The 14,542-nt window shown below is 53.9% G+C and carries 14 protein-coding genes and 1 other RNA gene; 11 read left to right on the forward strand and 4 right to left on the reverse strand.

Translation table 11 applies throughout. From position 1 onward, the window contains the following. Nucleotides 1-191: 191 nt before the first annotated feature. The 7 genes from tkt (at nucleotide 192) to ACUY4Q_RS04265 (ending at nucleotide 8,594) form a co-directional block, all read left to right on the forward strand. A complete protein-coding gene (gene tkt, locus ACUY4Q_RS04235) occupies nucleotides 192-2,183 on the forward strand; it encodes a transketolase (protein ID WP_458045843.1) in 1,992 nt (663 codons plus the stop codon). A gap of 316 nt (nucleotides 2,184-2,499) precedes the next feature. Further along, nucleotides 2,500-3,519: an erythrose-4-phosphate dehydrogenase gene (gene epd, locus ACUY4Q_RS04240; protein ID WP_458045844.1), complete on the forward strand. Its 1,020-nt coding sequence runs from the start codon at nucleotides 2,500-2,502 to the stop codon at nucleotides 3,517-3,519. 49 nt (nucleotides 3,520-3,568) lie between these two features. Further along, entirely contained in the window at nucleotides 3,569-4,732 is a 1,164-nt protein-coding gene (pgk, locus tag ACUY4Q_RS04245) for a phosphoglycerate kinase (protein ID WP_458045845.1), read from the forward strand. Between the two features lie 99 nt (nucleotides 4,733-4,831). Then, nucleotides 4,832-5,911: a class II fructose-bisphosphate aldolase gene (gene fbaA / locus ACUY4Q_RS04250; protein ID WP_458045846.1), complete on the forward strand. Its 1,080-nt coding sequence runs from the start codon at nucleotides 4,832-4,834 to the stop codon at nucleotides 5,909-5,911. A 188-nt stretch (nucleotides 5,912-6,099) separates the two neighbouring features. Then, nucleotides 6,100-6,966 carry a small-conductance mechanosensitive channel MscS gene (locus ACUY4Q_RS04255; RefSeq protein ID WP_458045847.1) on the forward strand — a complete coding sequence of 289 codons (867 nt, stop codon included), beginning with the start codon at nucleotides 6,100-6,102 and terminating at the stop codon, nucleotides 6,964-6,966. A 157-nt stretch (nucleotides 6,967-7,123) separates the two neighbouring features. Further along, nucleotides 7,124-7,765 (forward strand): arginine exporter ArgO, encoded by a 642-nt coding sequence (argO, locus tag ACUY4Q_RS04260; protein WP_458045848.1) that lies wholly within the window; start codon nucleotides 7,124-7,126, stop codon nucleotides 7,763-7,765. An 88-nt stretch (nucleotides 7,766-7,853) separates the two neighbouring features. Continuing rightward, a complete protein-coding gene (locus ACUY4Q_RS04265; RefSeq protein ID WP_458045849.1) occupies nucleotides 7,854-8,594 on the forward strand; it encodes an oxidative stress defense protein in 741 nt (246 codons plus the stop codon). A gap of 31 nt (nucleotides 8,595-8,625) precedes the next feature. On the opposite strand, the gene argP is transcribed toward ACUY4Q_RS04265, so the two are convergent. Next, a complete protein-coding gene (gene argP, locus ACUY4Q_RS04270; protein ID WP_437433965.1) occupies nucleotides 8,626-9,525 on the reverse strand; it encodes a DNA-binding transcriptional regulator ArgP in 900 nt (299 codons plus the stop codon). 165 nt (nucleotides 9,526-9,690) lie between these two features. On the opposite strand from argP, the gene rpiA reads away from it, so the two are divergent. The 3 genes from rpiA (at nucleotide 9,691) to ACUY4Q_RS04285 (ending at nucleotide 12,537) form a co-directional block, all read left to right on the forward strand. Continuing rightward, complete coding sequence (rpiA, locus tag ACUY4Q_RS04275; RefSeq protein WP_458045850.1) at nucleotides 9,691-10,350, forward strand: ribose-5-phosphate isomerase RpiA; 660 nt, start codon at nucleotides 9,691-9,693, stop codon at nucleotides 10,348-10,350. 267 nt (nucleotides 10,351-10,617) lie between these two features. Then, a complete protein-coding gene (serA, locus tag ACUY4Q_RS04280; RefSeq protein WP_458045851.1) occupies nucleotides 10,618-11,850 on the forward strand; it encodes a phosphoglycerate dehydrogenase in 1,233 nt (410 codons plus the stop codon). A gap of 75 nt (nucleotides 11,851-11,925) precedes the next feature. Next, the gene (locus ACUY4Q_RS04285) at nucleotides 11,926-12,537 is read left to right on the forward strand and encodes a DUF2238 domain-containing protein (protein WP_458045852.1); all 612 of its coding nucleotides are present in this window, start codon (nucleotides 11,926-11,928) and stop codon (nucleotides 12,535-12,537) included. A 14-nt stretch (nucleotides 12,538-12,551) separates the two neighbouring features. On the opposite strand, the gene ACUY4Q_RS04290 is transcribed toward ACUY4Q_RS04285, so the two are convergent. From ACUY4Q_RS04290 to zapA, 3 genes are all read right to left on the reverse strand, one after another. Then, nucleotides 12,552-13,157, reverse strand: a complete 606-nt coding sequence (locus ACUY4Q_RS04290) for a 5-formyltetrahydrofolate cyclo-ligase (protein ID WP_458045853.1) — start codon at nucleotides 13,155-13,157, stop codon at nucleotides 12,552-12,554. 18 nt (nucleotides 13,158-13,175) lie between these two features. Further along, nucleotides 13,176-13,359, reverse strand: a non-coding RNA gene (ssrS, locus tag ACUY4Q_RS04295) — 6S RNA. Nucleotides 13,360-13,400: 41 nt separating this feature from the next. Continuing rightward, on the reverse strand, nucleotides 13,401-13,730 hold the full coding sequence (zapA, locus tag ACUY4Q_RS04300; RefSeq protein ID WP_437433959.1) for a cell division protein ZapA: 330 nt from the start codon (nucleotides 13,728-13,730) through the stop codon (nucleotides 13,401-13,403). Nucleotides 13,731-13,944: 214 nt separating this feature from the next. Between zapA and ACUY4Q_RS04305 the strand changes: the two genes are divergently transcribed. Then, the gene (locus ACUY4Q_RS04305; protein ID WP_458045854.1) at nucleotides 13,945-14,523 is read left to right on the forward strand and encodes a YecA/YgfB family protein; all 579 of its coding nucleotides are present in this window, start codon (nucleotides 13,945-13,947) and stop codon (nucleotides 14,521-14,523) included. The last annotated feature ends 19 nt before the right edge of the window (nucleotides 14,524-14,542 follow it).

The raw sequence follows: 14,542 nt of genomic DNA on the forward strand, positions 1-14,542 counted from the left end.
CGATAAGCGGGCGAGTCCATTGCGCAACGTGCGAGCAGCTTCCAGAGATTTCTTAATCGTCAAAAGGATGCTCCATGTACATGACTTGCCGCTTGGGTTACATTGTTGGCACTTTTTTCCGGCGTAGCCCATAACGCGCTGTAGTCAAGTCGTTCCGGGCATGGCCTTTAACAGTCCGATCTGGAGTCAAAATGTCCTCACGTAAAGAGCTTGCCAATGCCATTCGTGCGCTGAGCATGGACGCGGTACAGAAAGCCAAATCCGGTCACCCGGGTGCCCCGATGGGTATGGCTGACATCGCCGAAGTCCTGTGGCGTGATTTCCTGAACCATAACCCACAGAACCCGGCATGGGCAGATCGTGACCGCTTCGTGCTGTCCAACGGCCACGGCTCGATGCTGATTTACAGCCTGCTGCACCTCACCGGTTACGATCTGCCGATTGAAGAACTGAAAAACTTCCGTCAGTTGCACTCGAAAACCCCGGGTCACCCGGAAGTGGGCTATACCTCGGGTGTCGAAACCACCACCGGGCCGCTGGGGCAGGGCATTGCGAATGCCGTGGGTATGGCGATTGCGGAAAAAACGCTGGCCGCACAGTTCAACCGTCCGGGTCACGACATCGTTGACCACAGCACCTATGCCTTTATGGGCGACGGCTGCATGATGGAAGGCATCTCCCACGAAGTGTGCTCCCTGGCCGGTACCCTGAAGCTGGGCAAACTGGTGGCGTTCTATGATGACAACGGCATCTCCATCGACGGCCATGTCGAAGGCTGGTTCACCGACGACACCGCGAAGCGCTTTGAAGCCTACGGCTGGCACGTGGTGCGCGGCGTGGACGGTCACAATGCGGACGCCATTAAAGCGGCAGTCGAAGCGGCAAAAGCCGTCACCGACAAACCGTCCCTGCTGATGTGCAAAACCATCATCGGCTTCGGCTCCCCGAACAAACAGGGTACCCACGACTCCCACGGCGCACCGCTGGGTGATGCGGAAATCGCCCTGACCCGCGAACAGCTCGGCTGGAAACACCCGGCGTTTGAAATCCCGTCTGAAATCTATGCCCAGTGGGATGCGAAAGAAGCCGGTCAGGCGAAAGAGTCCGCGTGGAACGAGAAATTCGCCGCCTATGCGAAAGCCTTCCCGGAGCTGGCCGCAGAATTCACCCGTCGTATGAACGGTGAAATGCCGTCTGATTTTGACGCCAAAGCAAGCGAGTTCATCGCGAACCTGCAGGCGAATCCGTCCAAAATCGCCAGCCGTAAAGCGTCGCAGAACGCGATTGAAGCCTTTGGCCCGTGGCTCCCGGAATTCCTCGGCGGCTCCGCTGACCTCGCGCCAAGCAACCTGACCATCTGGTCCGGCTCGAAAGCGATTAACGAAGATGCTGCGGGTAACTACATCCACTACGGCGTGCGCGAGTTCGGTATGACCGCGATTGCCAACGGTATCTCCCTGCACGGCGGCTTCCTGCCATACACCTCCACCTTCCTGATGTTCGTGGAATATGCCCGTAACGCGGTACGTATGGCGGCGCTGATGAAACAGCGTCAGGTGCTGGTCTACACCCACGACTCCATCGGTCTGGGCGAAGACGGCCCGACGCACCAGCCGGTAGAGCAGGTGGCTTCTCTGCGCGTGACCCCGAACATGTCCACATGGCGTCCGTGTGACCAGGTGGAATCGGCCGTGGCGTGGAAATATGGCGTTGAGCGTGCCGACGGCCCGACCGCGCTGATTCTGTCCCGTCAGAACCTGGCGCAGCAGGAGCGTACCGCGGAGCAACTGGCCAACGTGGCCCGTGGCGGCTATGTGCTGAAAGACAGCAACGGTCAGCCGGAGATTATCTTCATCGCCACCGGCTCTGAAGTTGAGCTGGCGGTTGCCGCATACGAGAAACTGACTGCCGAAGGCGTGAAGGCGCGCGTGGTCTCCATGCCGTCCACCGACGCGTTCGACAAGCAGGATGCGGCGTACCGTGAGTCCGTGCTGCCGAAAGCCGTTTCTGCGCGCGTGGCGGTGGAAGCGGGAATCGCTGACTACTGGTTCAAATACGTGGGCCTGAACGGCGCGATCGTGGGCATGACCACCTTCGGTGAGTCTGCACCGGCTGAGCAGTTGTTCGAAGAGTTCGGTTTCACTGTCGACAACGTAGTCGCGAAAGCAAAAGCACTGCTGTAATGTCGATGACATGATGAAAACGGGTCGCTCAGGCGGCCCGTTTTTTTGTCTGAAGGCTGAGCGGAATTCCAGAACTGGAATAAGTTTGCGGCGTTTTGCGTTGAAAGTGTGATGTATGTCAGATAAATGGCGGTCTGCGCCGGGCGCTGATTCCTTTTATTCCGCGTTTGGCTTATTCTAGCTGAAGCGTTTCAGTTGTTTAAATGTTCGACAAGTAATCAATCAGTTGCAGTTTGTGACAGGCGAGGATTCCCCTCTGAAGGTTGCTGCATTACTCTGTTAGCCACTTCAGTATGGGTTACCTGGCAGGAGATCTATGACCGTACGCATAGCGATTAATGGCTTCGGTCGCATCGGGCGCAATGTGGTTCGTGCTTTATATGAATCCGGGCGACGAGCGGAAGTTACCGTGGTGGCAATCAATGAACTGGCCGATGCCGCAGGCATGGCGCATTTATTGAAGTATGACACCAGCCACGGGCGGTTTGCATGGGATGTGCATCAGGAGCGCGAACAGCTCTATATTGGCGATGATGCTATCCGTATCTTGCATGAGCGCGACATCGCGCAGTTACCCTGGCGAGAGCTTGGCGTCGATGTGGTGCTTGATTGCACCGGCGTTTACGGCAACCGCGACGATGGCGAAGCCCATCTGGCCGCTGGCGCAAAAAAAGTGCTTTTCTCCCACCCTGGTAGCAACGATCTTGACGCGACGGTCGTGTTTGGCGTTAACGAAGAACATCTCCGTGCCGAAGACCGCATTGTGTCAAATGCATCCTGTACGACTAACTGTATTATTCCGGTCATTAAGCTCCTTGATGATGCGTTTAGCATCGAATCAGGGACGGTAACCACCATTCACTCCGCGATGCACGATCAGCAGGTGATTGATGCTTACCACCCGGATTTACGTCGGACGCGCGCCGCCAGCCAATCGATTATCCCGGTGGATACGAAACTGGCAGCGGGGATTACCCGTATTTTTCCGCAATTTCATGACCGTTTTGAAGCGATTGCGGTACGTGTTCCCACCATTAACGTGACGGCAATTGACCTGAGCGTAACGGTCAAAACTCCGGTAAAAGCGTGTGAAGTCAACGGGTTGCTGCAAAAAGCAGCACGTGGAACTTTTCATGGTATAGTTGACTATACGGAATTACCGTTGGTTTCAATTGATTTTAACCACGATCCGCATAGTGCCATTGTCGATGGCACGCAGACGCGGGTCAGTGGTGCGCACCTTATTAAAACCCTGGTGTGGTGCGATAACGAATGGGGCTTTGCTAACCGAATGCTGGACACGACGTTAGCGATGGCCGCCAAAGGTTTCAGGTAGGGTGTACGTTGCACCCGCAAAACTTTATGAATCATTGAGAGGATTCACCATGTCTGTAATTAAGATGACCGATCTGGATTTGGCAGGTAAACGCGTTTTCATCCGTGCGGATCTGAACGTACCGGTTAAAGATGGCAAAGTGACCAGCGATGCACGTATCCGTGCTTCTCTGCCGACCATTGAACTGGCACTGAAACAGGGTGCGAAAGTGATGGTTACCTCCCACCTGGGTCGTCCGACCGAAGGCGAGTACAACGAAGAATTCTCTCTGCTGCCGGTTGTTAATTACCTGAAAGACAAACTGTCTAACCCGGTACGTCTGGTTAAAGACTACCTGGACGGCGTTGAAGTCGCTGCAGGCGAACTGGTTGTTCTGGAAAACGTTCGCTTCAACAAAGGCGAGAAGAAAGACGACGAAGCACTCTCTAAGAAATACGCTGCGCTGTGCGACGTATTCGTGATGGATGCATTTGGTACCGCTCACCGTGCGCAGGCGTCTACTCATGGTATCGGTAAATTTGCTGACGTTGCTTGTGCTGGCCCGCTGCTGGCTGATGAACTGGAAGCACTGGGCAAAGCGCTGAAAGAACCGGCTCGTCCGATGGTTGCTATCGTTGGCGGTTCTAAAGTATCCACCAAACTGACCGTTCTGGACTCTCTGTCTAAAATCGCTGACCAGCTGATCGTTGGTGGCGGTATCGCCAACACCTTCGTTGCTGCTCAAGGCCACAACGTCGGTAAATCCCTGTACGAAGCAGACCTGGTCGACGAAGCAAAACGTCTGCTGACCACCTGCGATATCCCGGTCCCGACAGATGTGCGCGTCGCTACTGAGTTCTCTGAAACTGCGACCGCTACCCTGAAATCTGTTGCTGATATCAAAGACGAAGAGCAGATTCTGGACCTGGGTGACGTTTCCGCTGAGAAACTGGCTGCCATCCTGAAGAATGCAAAAACCATTCTGTGGAACGGCCCGGTTGGCGTATTCGAATTCGCTAACTTCCGTAAAGGTACCGAAATCGTCGCTAACGCTATCGCAGACAGCGACGCGTTCTCCATCGCTGGCGGTGGCGACACCCTGGCCGCGATCGACCTGTTCGGCATCGCTGACAAAATTTCCTACATCTCCACTGGTGGCGGTGCGTTCCTCGAGTTCGTGGAAGGCAAAGTGCTGCCAGCAGTCGCTATGCTCGAAGAGCGCGCTAAGCAGTAAGCATTTAAAGGGCAGGGAAACCTGCCCCATTTTCAGCGCGCGCTAAGCTCGCGAACTTTTTTTCCAACGGTCGAAGATACAGAAACAGGACTCGAAAACATGTCTAAAATTTTTGATTTCGTAAAACCGGGCGTTATCACTGGTGATGACGTTCAGAAAGTGTTCCAGGTAGCTAAAGAAAACAACTTTGCGCTGCCAGCAGTTAACTGCGTGGGCACCGATTCCATTAACGCCGTTCTGGAAACCGCTGCCAAAGTTAAAGCGCCGGTTATCGTTCAGTTCTCCAACGGTGGTGCTGCATTTATCGCCGGTAAAGGCGTCAAAACCGACGTTCCTCAGGGCGCTGCAATCCTGGGTGCTATCTCTGGTGCGCATCACGTACACCAGATGGCTGAGCACTACGGTGTTCCGGTTATTCTGCACACTGACCACTGCGCGAAGAAACTGCTGCCGTGGATCGACGGTCTGCTGGACGCAGGTGAAAAATACTTTGCTGCTCACGGCAAACCACTGTTCTCTTCTCACATGATCGACCTGTCTGAAGAGTCTCTGGAAGAGAACATCGAAATCAGCTCTAAGTACCTGGCGCGCATGGCGAAAATCGGCATGACCCTGGAAATCGAACTGGGTTGCACCGGTGGTGAAGAAGACGGCGTGGACAACAGCCACATGGACGCTTCTGCCCTGTACACTCAGCCAGAAGACGTTGATTACGCTTACACCAAACTGAACGCAATCAGCCCACGCTTCACCATCGCTGCTTCCTTCGGTAACGTGCATGGCGTTTACAAGCCGGGTAACGTGAAACTGACCCCGACTATCCTGCGCGACTCTCAGGAATATGTTTGTAAGAAACATAACCTGCCGCACAACAGCCTGAACTTCGTATTCCACGGCGGTTCCGGTTCTACTGCTCAGGAAATCAAAGACTCCGTAAGCTACGGCGTTATCAAAATGAATATCGATACCGACACCCAATGGGCGACCTGGGAAGGTATTCTGAACTACTACAAAACCAACGAAGCGTATCTGCAAGGTCAGCTGGGTAACCCGAAAGGCGAAGACCAGCCGAACAAGAAATACTACGATCCGCGCGTATGGCTGCGTTCCGCTCAGACCTCTATGATCACCCGTCTGGAGCAGGCTTTCAAAGAACTGAACGCGGTTGACGTTCTGTAATCTGCGTTAGCTTTTACGCCTAAAAGCCCGCCTTCAGTGCGGGCTTTTTTATTGGTTGTTCAAGGGCATGCGCGGTCGCTAAATGTGATCCATTTGGCAAAAATGCCGCTTTTTGTTTACCCTTTAGGAGTCTGTCCGCCACCGTCGGGTTGGAATATTCCCGCACGAATTAACATAAGGAATGAAGAATGGAAGATCTTAACGTCGTCGACAGTATCAACAATGCGGGGTCCTGGTTAGTCACAAACCAGGCGTTGCTGCTGAGTTACGCTGTTAACATCGTCGCCGCCATCGCCATCATCATCGTGGGTATGATCATTGCCCGTATGATTTCAAACACCGTAAACAAATTGATGCGCGCGCGGCATATTGATGCCACCGTGGCGGATTTCCTCTCTGCACTGGTGCGCTACGGCATCATTGCCTTCACGCTGATTGCCGCTCTGGGGCGAGTCGGGGTGCAAACTGCATCGGTGATCGCGGTACTGGGTGCGGCGGGTTTAGCCATTGGTCTAGCGCTACAGGGGTCGCTGTCCAACCTCGCGGCAGGGGTGCTGCTGGTGACCTTCCGTCCATTCCGTTCTGGTGAGTATGTTGACCTGGGGGGCGTGGCAGGAACCGTGTTGCAGGTGCAAATCTTCTCCACCACGCTGCGCAGCGCAGATGGCCGCATCATTGTTATCCCTAACGGTAAAATTATTGCCGGGAATATCATCAACTTCTCTCGCGAGCCGGTGCGTCGTAACGAGTTTATTATTGGCGTGGCTTACGATTCGGATATCGATCTGGTCAAAAGATTGCTGACTGAGATTATTGAGTCCGACGATCGCATTTTGAAAGATCGCGATATGACGGTGCGCCTGAACGAACTGGGTGCCTCTTCCATTAACTTTGTGGTTCGCGTCTGGAGCAACAGCGGCGATCTGCAAAACGTTTACTGGGATGTGCTGGAACGCGTGAAACGCAGCTTCGACGAACATGGTATTAGCTTCCCGTATCCGCAGATGGACGTAAATTTTAAGCGCGTAAAAGAGCATACTGAACACGCTGAGTAATCCCCTCGCTCTAATCCGGACCGTTCAAGGTCGATGCCTGACGGTCCGGCACACTTCCTTATAAACTATTCTTATTAACGATTAATATTTTCAATTTCATCTAATAATTTTTAGCGGGTATAGTCAGCCTCCTGAAACAAATGACTGGGAATTAATCGTGATATCTTATTATTTTCAGGGGCTTATACTTGGGGCTGCACTTATTTTGCCTCTTGGCCCTCAGAACGCCTTCGTGATGAACCAGGGCATTCGTCGCCAATATCATCTTATGACCGCTTTCTTATGCACCCTGAGCGACCTGTTGCTGATCTGCGGCGGCATTTTTGGCGGCAGCGCGCTGCTCATGCAGTCACCTTGGCTGCTGGCATTGGTGACCTGGGGGGGCGTGGGCTTCCTCCTCTGGTACGGATTTGGCGCCTTCAAAACTGCTGCAAGCAGTAATATCGACCTCACCACTGCTCAGGCGATGAAACAGGGGCGCTGGAAAATTATCGCCACTATGTTGGCGGTGACCTGGCTTAACCCGCATGTTTATCTTGATACTTTTGTGGTGCTCGGCAGTCTGGGCGGGCAGCTCGATGCGGAACCGAAGCGTTGGTTTGCGCTGGGGACCATCAGTGCGTCCGTTATCTGGTTTTTTGGTCTCGCTTTGCTGGCCGCGTGGTTTGCGCCTCGTCTGCGCACGGCAAAAGCCCAGCGTATAATTAACCTGATTGTCGGCCTGGTGATGTGGGTGATAGCCATTCAGCTGGCGAAAGATGGAATAGAACATATTCAGCAACTGATTAACTCGGTGTAGTCTGATGGACAAATCGGCGCAGCCCGCTACTCTTGCAGCGAGGCGTGCTGGTTTTTTTGCGCGTATAAAGCAACATGGAGGAGCAACTGTGAAATTCAAAGTGATGGCCCTGGCGGCATTAGTAGGCATCAGTGCAATGTCGGTACAGGCAAGTGAACTGCCTGACGGACCTCATATCGTCACCTCAGGCACGTCCAGCGTGGATGCTGTGCCGGATATTGCTACTCTGGCGATTGAAGTGAATATCGCAGCGAAAGACGCCGCCTCAGCGAAGAAACAGGCTGATGAGCGCGTGGCGCAATATCTTGGTTTCCTCGATCAGAACGGTGTGGCGAAGAAAGATATCGACTCGGCTAACCTGCGTACCCAGCCGGATTATGATTATCAGAACGGTAAAAGCGTGCTTAAGGGCTGGCGCGCAGTGCGTACCGTGGAAGTGACCCTTCGTGACCTCGAAAAACTTAACTCGCTGTTGGATGGCGCGCTGAAGGCGGGGTTGAATGAAATTCGCTCTGTTTCGTTAGGCGTTGCGCAACCGGAATCTTATAAAGATAAGGCGCGTAAAGCAGCGATTGATGATGCTGTTCATCAGGCCGAACAGCTGGCCGCCGGCTTTAATGCCAAAGTGGGGCCGGTTTACAGCGTGCGTTACCACGTTTCCAACTATCAGCCGTCGCCAATGGTACGGATGATGAAAGCCGATGCAGCGCCGGTTTCCGCACAGGAAACTTACGAACAACCGACCATTCAGTTTGCCGATCAGGTTGACGTGGTGTTCCAGCTTGAGCCTGCCGCCGCGCAGGGCGAACAGCAAGCCGCAGCAAAATAACCTCTCTCACCCTCTCCTTTGGGAGAGGGTGTCACGAAACGTCCTGCCTTAATACCTTATGCCCATATTCCAGCAGCGCATCCGTCACGTTGCGCATCATGCGGCTTTCCGGCGCAAATCGATGCCAGTAAAGCATACGACGTTGGAGTAACCCGGGGGTCAGGTCGATTAATTCACCGGCATTCAGTTCTCTTTCAATTTGCAGATGCGGGATCATGCAGCAGGTTGTGCCCTGGCGCGCCAGTTGAACGAACGCTTCGGACGAGTTAACGATATGGCAGGGTACGCTGCCCGGCGGCAGGTCGAAGTTTTGCTGTAAGAAGGCCTGATGCATATCGTCCAGATGGTCGAAAGCAACGGCGGGGGCTTTAAGCAACGCAGAACGGGTGACACCGTTAGGGAAATAGCGTTCAGCAAAGGCTTTGGAACCCACAAACAGGTAATCAAGCGCGCCCAGTTGGTCAACCAGGCAGCTCGGCAGTGCCTGAGGTTGAATACTCACCGCACCGACCACTTCCCCACGACGCAAACGCTCCTGGGTACGGGTTTCATCTTCAACCTGCAGGTTCAGGCGAATGGGCGAGTCAGCTAATACCGGGGCCAGCGCAGGGAGCAGCCAGGTGGCCAGACTGTCGGCGTTGACCGCCAGAGAAAGCAGCAGGGGAGTGGACCCCGTTTGCTCATCGCCCAGCCATTCGTCTTCCAACAGCTCAACCTGACGCAGCAGTGCCAGCAGCTTCTGCCCTTGCTCGGTCGGGCGAGGGGGAACGGTGCGCACCAGCAGCGGCTGGCCGAACATATTTTCGAGTTGTTTAATACGCTGCGATACGGCGGACTGAGTGATACACAGCTTTTGCGCGGCGCGCTCAAACCCACGTTCACGAATGACCGCATCCAGTGCCTGTAACGTTCTGTAGTCCGGACGTTTCATTGCTCTGACTTACTCCTGCAAAATAATTACTCAGCACTATGACATAAAAATATGTGACTTACCGACGAAAATACGTCTGTCGGTTATGTGACGCGGCTCACAGGGACTTTTAGGCCGCCTGTGCTTTATAATGCGGCCTGAAATTCATATCACAGGCGAACGACCATGACGCAGGATGAACTGAAAAAAGCAGTGGGCTGGGCAGCACTCGACTATGTGGAGCCAGGCACTATTGTAGGCGTGGGTACCGGTTCTACCGCAGCGCACTTTATTGATGCGCTTGGAACCATGAAAGGGCAGATCGAAGGCGCGGTCTCCAGCTCCGATGCTTCCACTGAAAAACTTAAAAAGCTGGGTATTACGGTTTTTGATCTTAACGAAGTCGATCGCCTGGGGATCTATGTGGACGGCGCGGATGAGATCAACGGCAATATGCAGATGATCAAAGGCGGCGGTGCAGCATTAACGCGTGAAAAGATCATTGCGTCCGTAGCTGACAAGTTTATTTGTATCGCTGATGCGTCCAAACAGGTCGCTATTCTCGGGGCGTTTCCGCTGCCGGTAGAAGTGATCCCCATGGCCCGCAGCGCGGTGGCCCGCGAACTGGTAAAACTGGGCGGCCGCCCGGAATACCGCCAGGGTGTGGTGACTGACAACGGTAATGTCATTCTGGACGTATTTGGTCTGGAGATCATCGATCCTGTCGCGCTGGAAAACAGCATTAACGGCCTGCCAGGGGTGGTGACTGTGGGTCTGTTTGCCAACCGTGGCGCAGACGTTGCATTGATTGGCACTGCCGATGGCGTCAAAACTATCGTGAAATGATCTGAGTGGGGGAAGGCCTTCCCCCATTAAAAAAATATTTGATGCGCGAATTTGGTGACTTCTGTCACGTTTATCAGACCCAACTGATGTTCCTGCCGCACGCTTAGCCATTTTTAGCATATTCATCTGTCATTTATGGCTGTATGACTTTTCTTCATGGGGCTGACGCAAACGTTCATATTGCTGCAATAGTTTTTTTTGATATGTTGACTACAGCGGATGAATATCCACACAACATCAGTTATGACAAAAAACAGGGTCGGGTAAATGGCAAAGGTATCACTGGAGAAAGACAAGATTAAATTTCTGCTCGTCGAAGGAGTGCATCAAAAAGCACTCGATAGCCTTCGTGCAGCAGGTTACACCAACATTGAGTATCACAAAGGCGCGCTGGACAGCGAGCAGCTCAAAGAGTCTATCCGTGATGCCCACTTTATCGGCTTACGATCCCGTACCAACCTCACTGAAGAGATTATTGCTGCGGCGGAAAAATTGGTCGCGGTTGGCTGCTTCTGCATTGGCACCAACCAGGTCGATCTCGACGCTGCTGCAAAACGCGGAATTCCGGTTTTCAACGCCCCGTTCTCAAACACCCGCTCTGTTGCAGAGCTGGTGATCGGTGAACTGCTGCTGCTGATGCGCGGCATTCCCGAAGCAAACGCCAAAGCGCACCGCGGCGTCTGGAACAAACTGGCCGCGGGCTCTTATGAAGCGCGTGGGAAAAAGCTCGGCATCATCGGCTATGGTCACATCGGTACGCAGCTGGGTATTCTGGCGGAATCCCTGGGAATGCATGTCTTTTTCTACGACATTGAAAGCAAACTGCCGCTGGGGAATGCCACTCAGGTACAGCATCTCTCTGACCTGCTGAATATGAGCGATGTGGTCAGCCTGCATGTGCCTGAAAACGCGTCGACCAAAAACATGATGGGCGCAGAAGAAATTGCCCTGATGAAACCCGGTTCACTGCTGATTAACGCCGCGCGCGGTACGGTAGTCGACATTCCGGCACTGTGTGACGCGCTGAAACGTAAACATCTCGCCGGTGCGGCTATTGACGTCTTCCCGACAGAACCTGCGACCAACAGCGATCCGTTCAATTCACCGCTTTGCGAATTCGACAATGTAATTCTGACGCCACACATTGGCGGTTCCACTCAGGAAGCGCAGGAAAATATCGGCCTGGAAGTGGCGGGCAAGCTGACCAAGTATTCCGATAACGGCTCTACGCTGTCGGCGGTCAACTTCCCGGAAGTGTCGCTGCCGCTGCATGGTGGTCGCCGCCTGCTGCACATTCACGAAAACCGCCCTGGTGTGCTGACCGCGATCAACCAGATTTTCGCAGCCGAAGGCATCAACATCGCCGCCCAGTATCTGCAAACCACGCCGTTTATGGGCTATGTGGTTATTGATATTGAAGCCGAAGAAGATGTCGCGCAGAAAGCGCTGCAGAGCATGAAGGCCATTCCTGGCACCATTCGCGCCCGTATGCTGTACTAATCCACTCGTGCCGGGCGGGAAACCTCGTCCGGCCTGTTCTTCTGTGCGCTTACTTCTTGTTCAGTGACGGGTGTTATGACAAGTACAATGTTAAGAGGCGGCGCATTTATCCTGCTGCTTATCCTTATTTATACCGGTATCAACACCGCCGATAAAATGACCTGGCTTATGGAGGTCATCCCGGTTTGTGTGGTGGTGCCGTTGCTGCTGTTTACCCGGGCGCGTTATCCACTGACGCCATTGCTGTATACGCTGATTTTTTTCCATGCCCTGATTCTGATTGTTGGCGGAATGTATACCTACGCCAAAGTACCGATTGGTTTTGATGTGCAGTCGTGGCTGGGACTGAGTCGCAACCCTTATGACAAGCTGGGCCACTTTTTCCAGGGGTTGGTTCCGGCGCTGGTGGCGCGGGAAATCCTCATCCGTGGCGGTTATGTGCAGGGGCGTAAGATGGTCGCCTTCGTGGTGTGCTGTATTGCACTGGCGATAAGCGCATTCTATGAGCTGATCGAGTGGTGGACGGCGCTGGCGCTGGGGCAGGGCGCGGATGATTTTCTTGGCACTCAGGGCGACCCATGGGATACGCAATCAGACATGCTGTGCGCGTTACTCGGCGCGTTCGCGACGGTGTTCTTGCTGGCTCGCTGGCATAACCGGCAAATTCGCCAACTTCCTGCTCAGTGATACATGGCTGCGCGTTAACGGCGCGGCCATTCCCACACCGTTGACGGCGTAACAACCGCAGGCAGCGGAATATCCCACTCTTCGACGGGGAGTTCGCCCACCTGCTGACAGTCATGAGCGAATCCTACCGGCTGCACGTTGTAGCGCTGCCAGTGCTGGAGCGTACGATCGTAAAAACCGCCTCCCATGCCTAACCGCTGCCCCTTTTCGTCGAAGGCGACGAGCGGGGTGACTAAGACATCCAGTTTTTCGAGCGGCAGCACGTCGCGCACGTCCAGCTTCGGTTCCTGAATTTTCAGGCGATTTATCACCAGCACACTCTGCGGATGGTAATGCAGGAACAGCAGATTACCCGGGCTGAACGGGTGCAGAACGGGGAGATACACGCGCTTGCCGCTGCGCCAGAGTTGCTCGATAAGCGGTTGGGTATCCAGCTCACCGTCAAACGACAGGAACACCGCGACGGTATGGGCCATCAGCACCGGTGGATACGCCATCAATCGTGTGGCGGCTTGCTCAGAAAATTGCGCTTGTTGCTCAGAGGTCAGTGCCCGGCGACGTTGTCGAATCAGTTTGCGGATTTCTTGTCGGGACGAGGGGGTATCTGAAAGCATGGTCATGGTAGTTGAAGAAAGAAGGGAATCTCCGAGATGCCGCCGCAGGCTGTAACCCTTGAACCCTTGGTTCAAGGTGAATGTGTCGTCATAGTTTTAAGGCTTCTCGGACGAACCGAGCATGCTCACCAACCATGGAGCGCCACATTCTTGTGGTATGAAATATCGGCTCAGGGGACTGGCCCGCTTGCGAACATCTCAGAGAAATTTTGTCTTCACGGTCACTCTACCATAGTCGACCCTGAAGTGTTATTCAAACTTCTGCCCCGGTCTGTCGGATATGCGACCCTGATCAAGCAATGCCTGTTCGATGGTCTGTTGAAGCATCCGAATACGCTGTTCCATGCTGGAGGCGTAGTCACGGGTTTTTGTCTTTTCCTGAGCCAGTTCATAGCTGATGTTCAGCGCTGCAATAAAAACTAACTGCTCAGTATTGGTGACTCTAGTGCGAACTTTCAGATCTTGCAACCGCTGATTCAGATCCTCTGCGGCCTGATTCAACGCATCTTGCTGTTCAGGCGGGCAATTCACTCGCAGTGAACGGCCAAAAATTTGGATATCGACGGGTTGTGCAGACATGCCACCTTCCTGCTGTTTGACTGCGCTCTGCCTTCGTAACCGAGTCCTGGCTGCGAAGGGGCGTCACTATAGCCACCCTGATGAGAGGATTCAAGCTCTTTGCTATACCTTTTAGTACGTGCAACCGCATGTAACGTGAAGCACGACGGGTATATCACCAGGGTCCAAAGTGGTAGCATACCATGAATATTCTCCCCAACGGCGACGAATGCGAATGTCTATACAGAACGAAATACCTGGTTACAACGATGTTGGTAAGTTACTCAACCAACAGGGCGTGGGACTTATCCCCGCCGAAATGCATGGACTGATTGCCGGGATGCTGTGTGGCGGCAATGGCGATACCAGCTGGCAGCCGATGCTGCATGAGCTGACAAACGAAGGTCTGGCGTTCGGTCACGAACTGGCTGAGGCGCTGCGCAGCATGCATGCCGCTACCAGTGACTCGCTGGAAGATGACGGCTTCCTGTTTCAACTCTATCTGCCAACCGGTGACGACGTGAGCGTATTCGATCGCGCCGATGCGCTGGCGGGCTGGGTAAACCACTTCCTGCTGGGGCTTGGCGTCACACAGCCGAAGCTGGACAAAGTGACCGGTGAAACGGGTGAAGCTATCGACGATTTGCGCAACATTGCGCAGCTCGGATACGACGAAGATGAAGACCAGGAAGAGCTCGAAATGTCTCTGGAAGAGATAATCGAGTATGTGCGTGTTGCCGCGTTGCTGTGCCATGATTCTTTCACTCGCCAGCAGCCGACCGCCCCTGAAGTGCGTAAACCTACCCTGCATTAATGTGTCTCGTCTACTGGAG

This window comes from Phytobacter cepae (assembly GCF_054165735.1).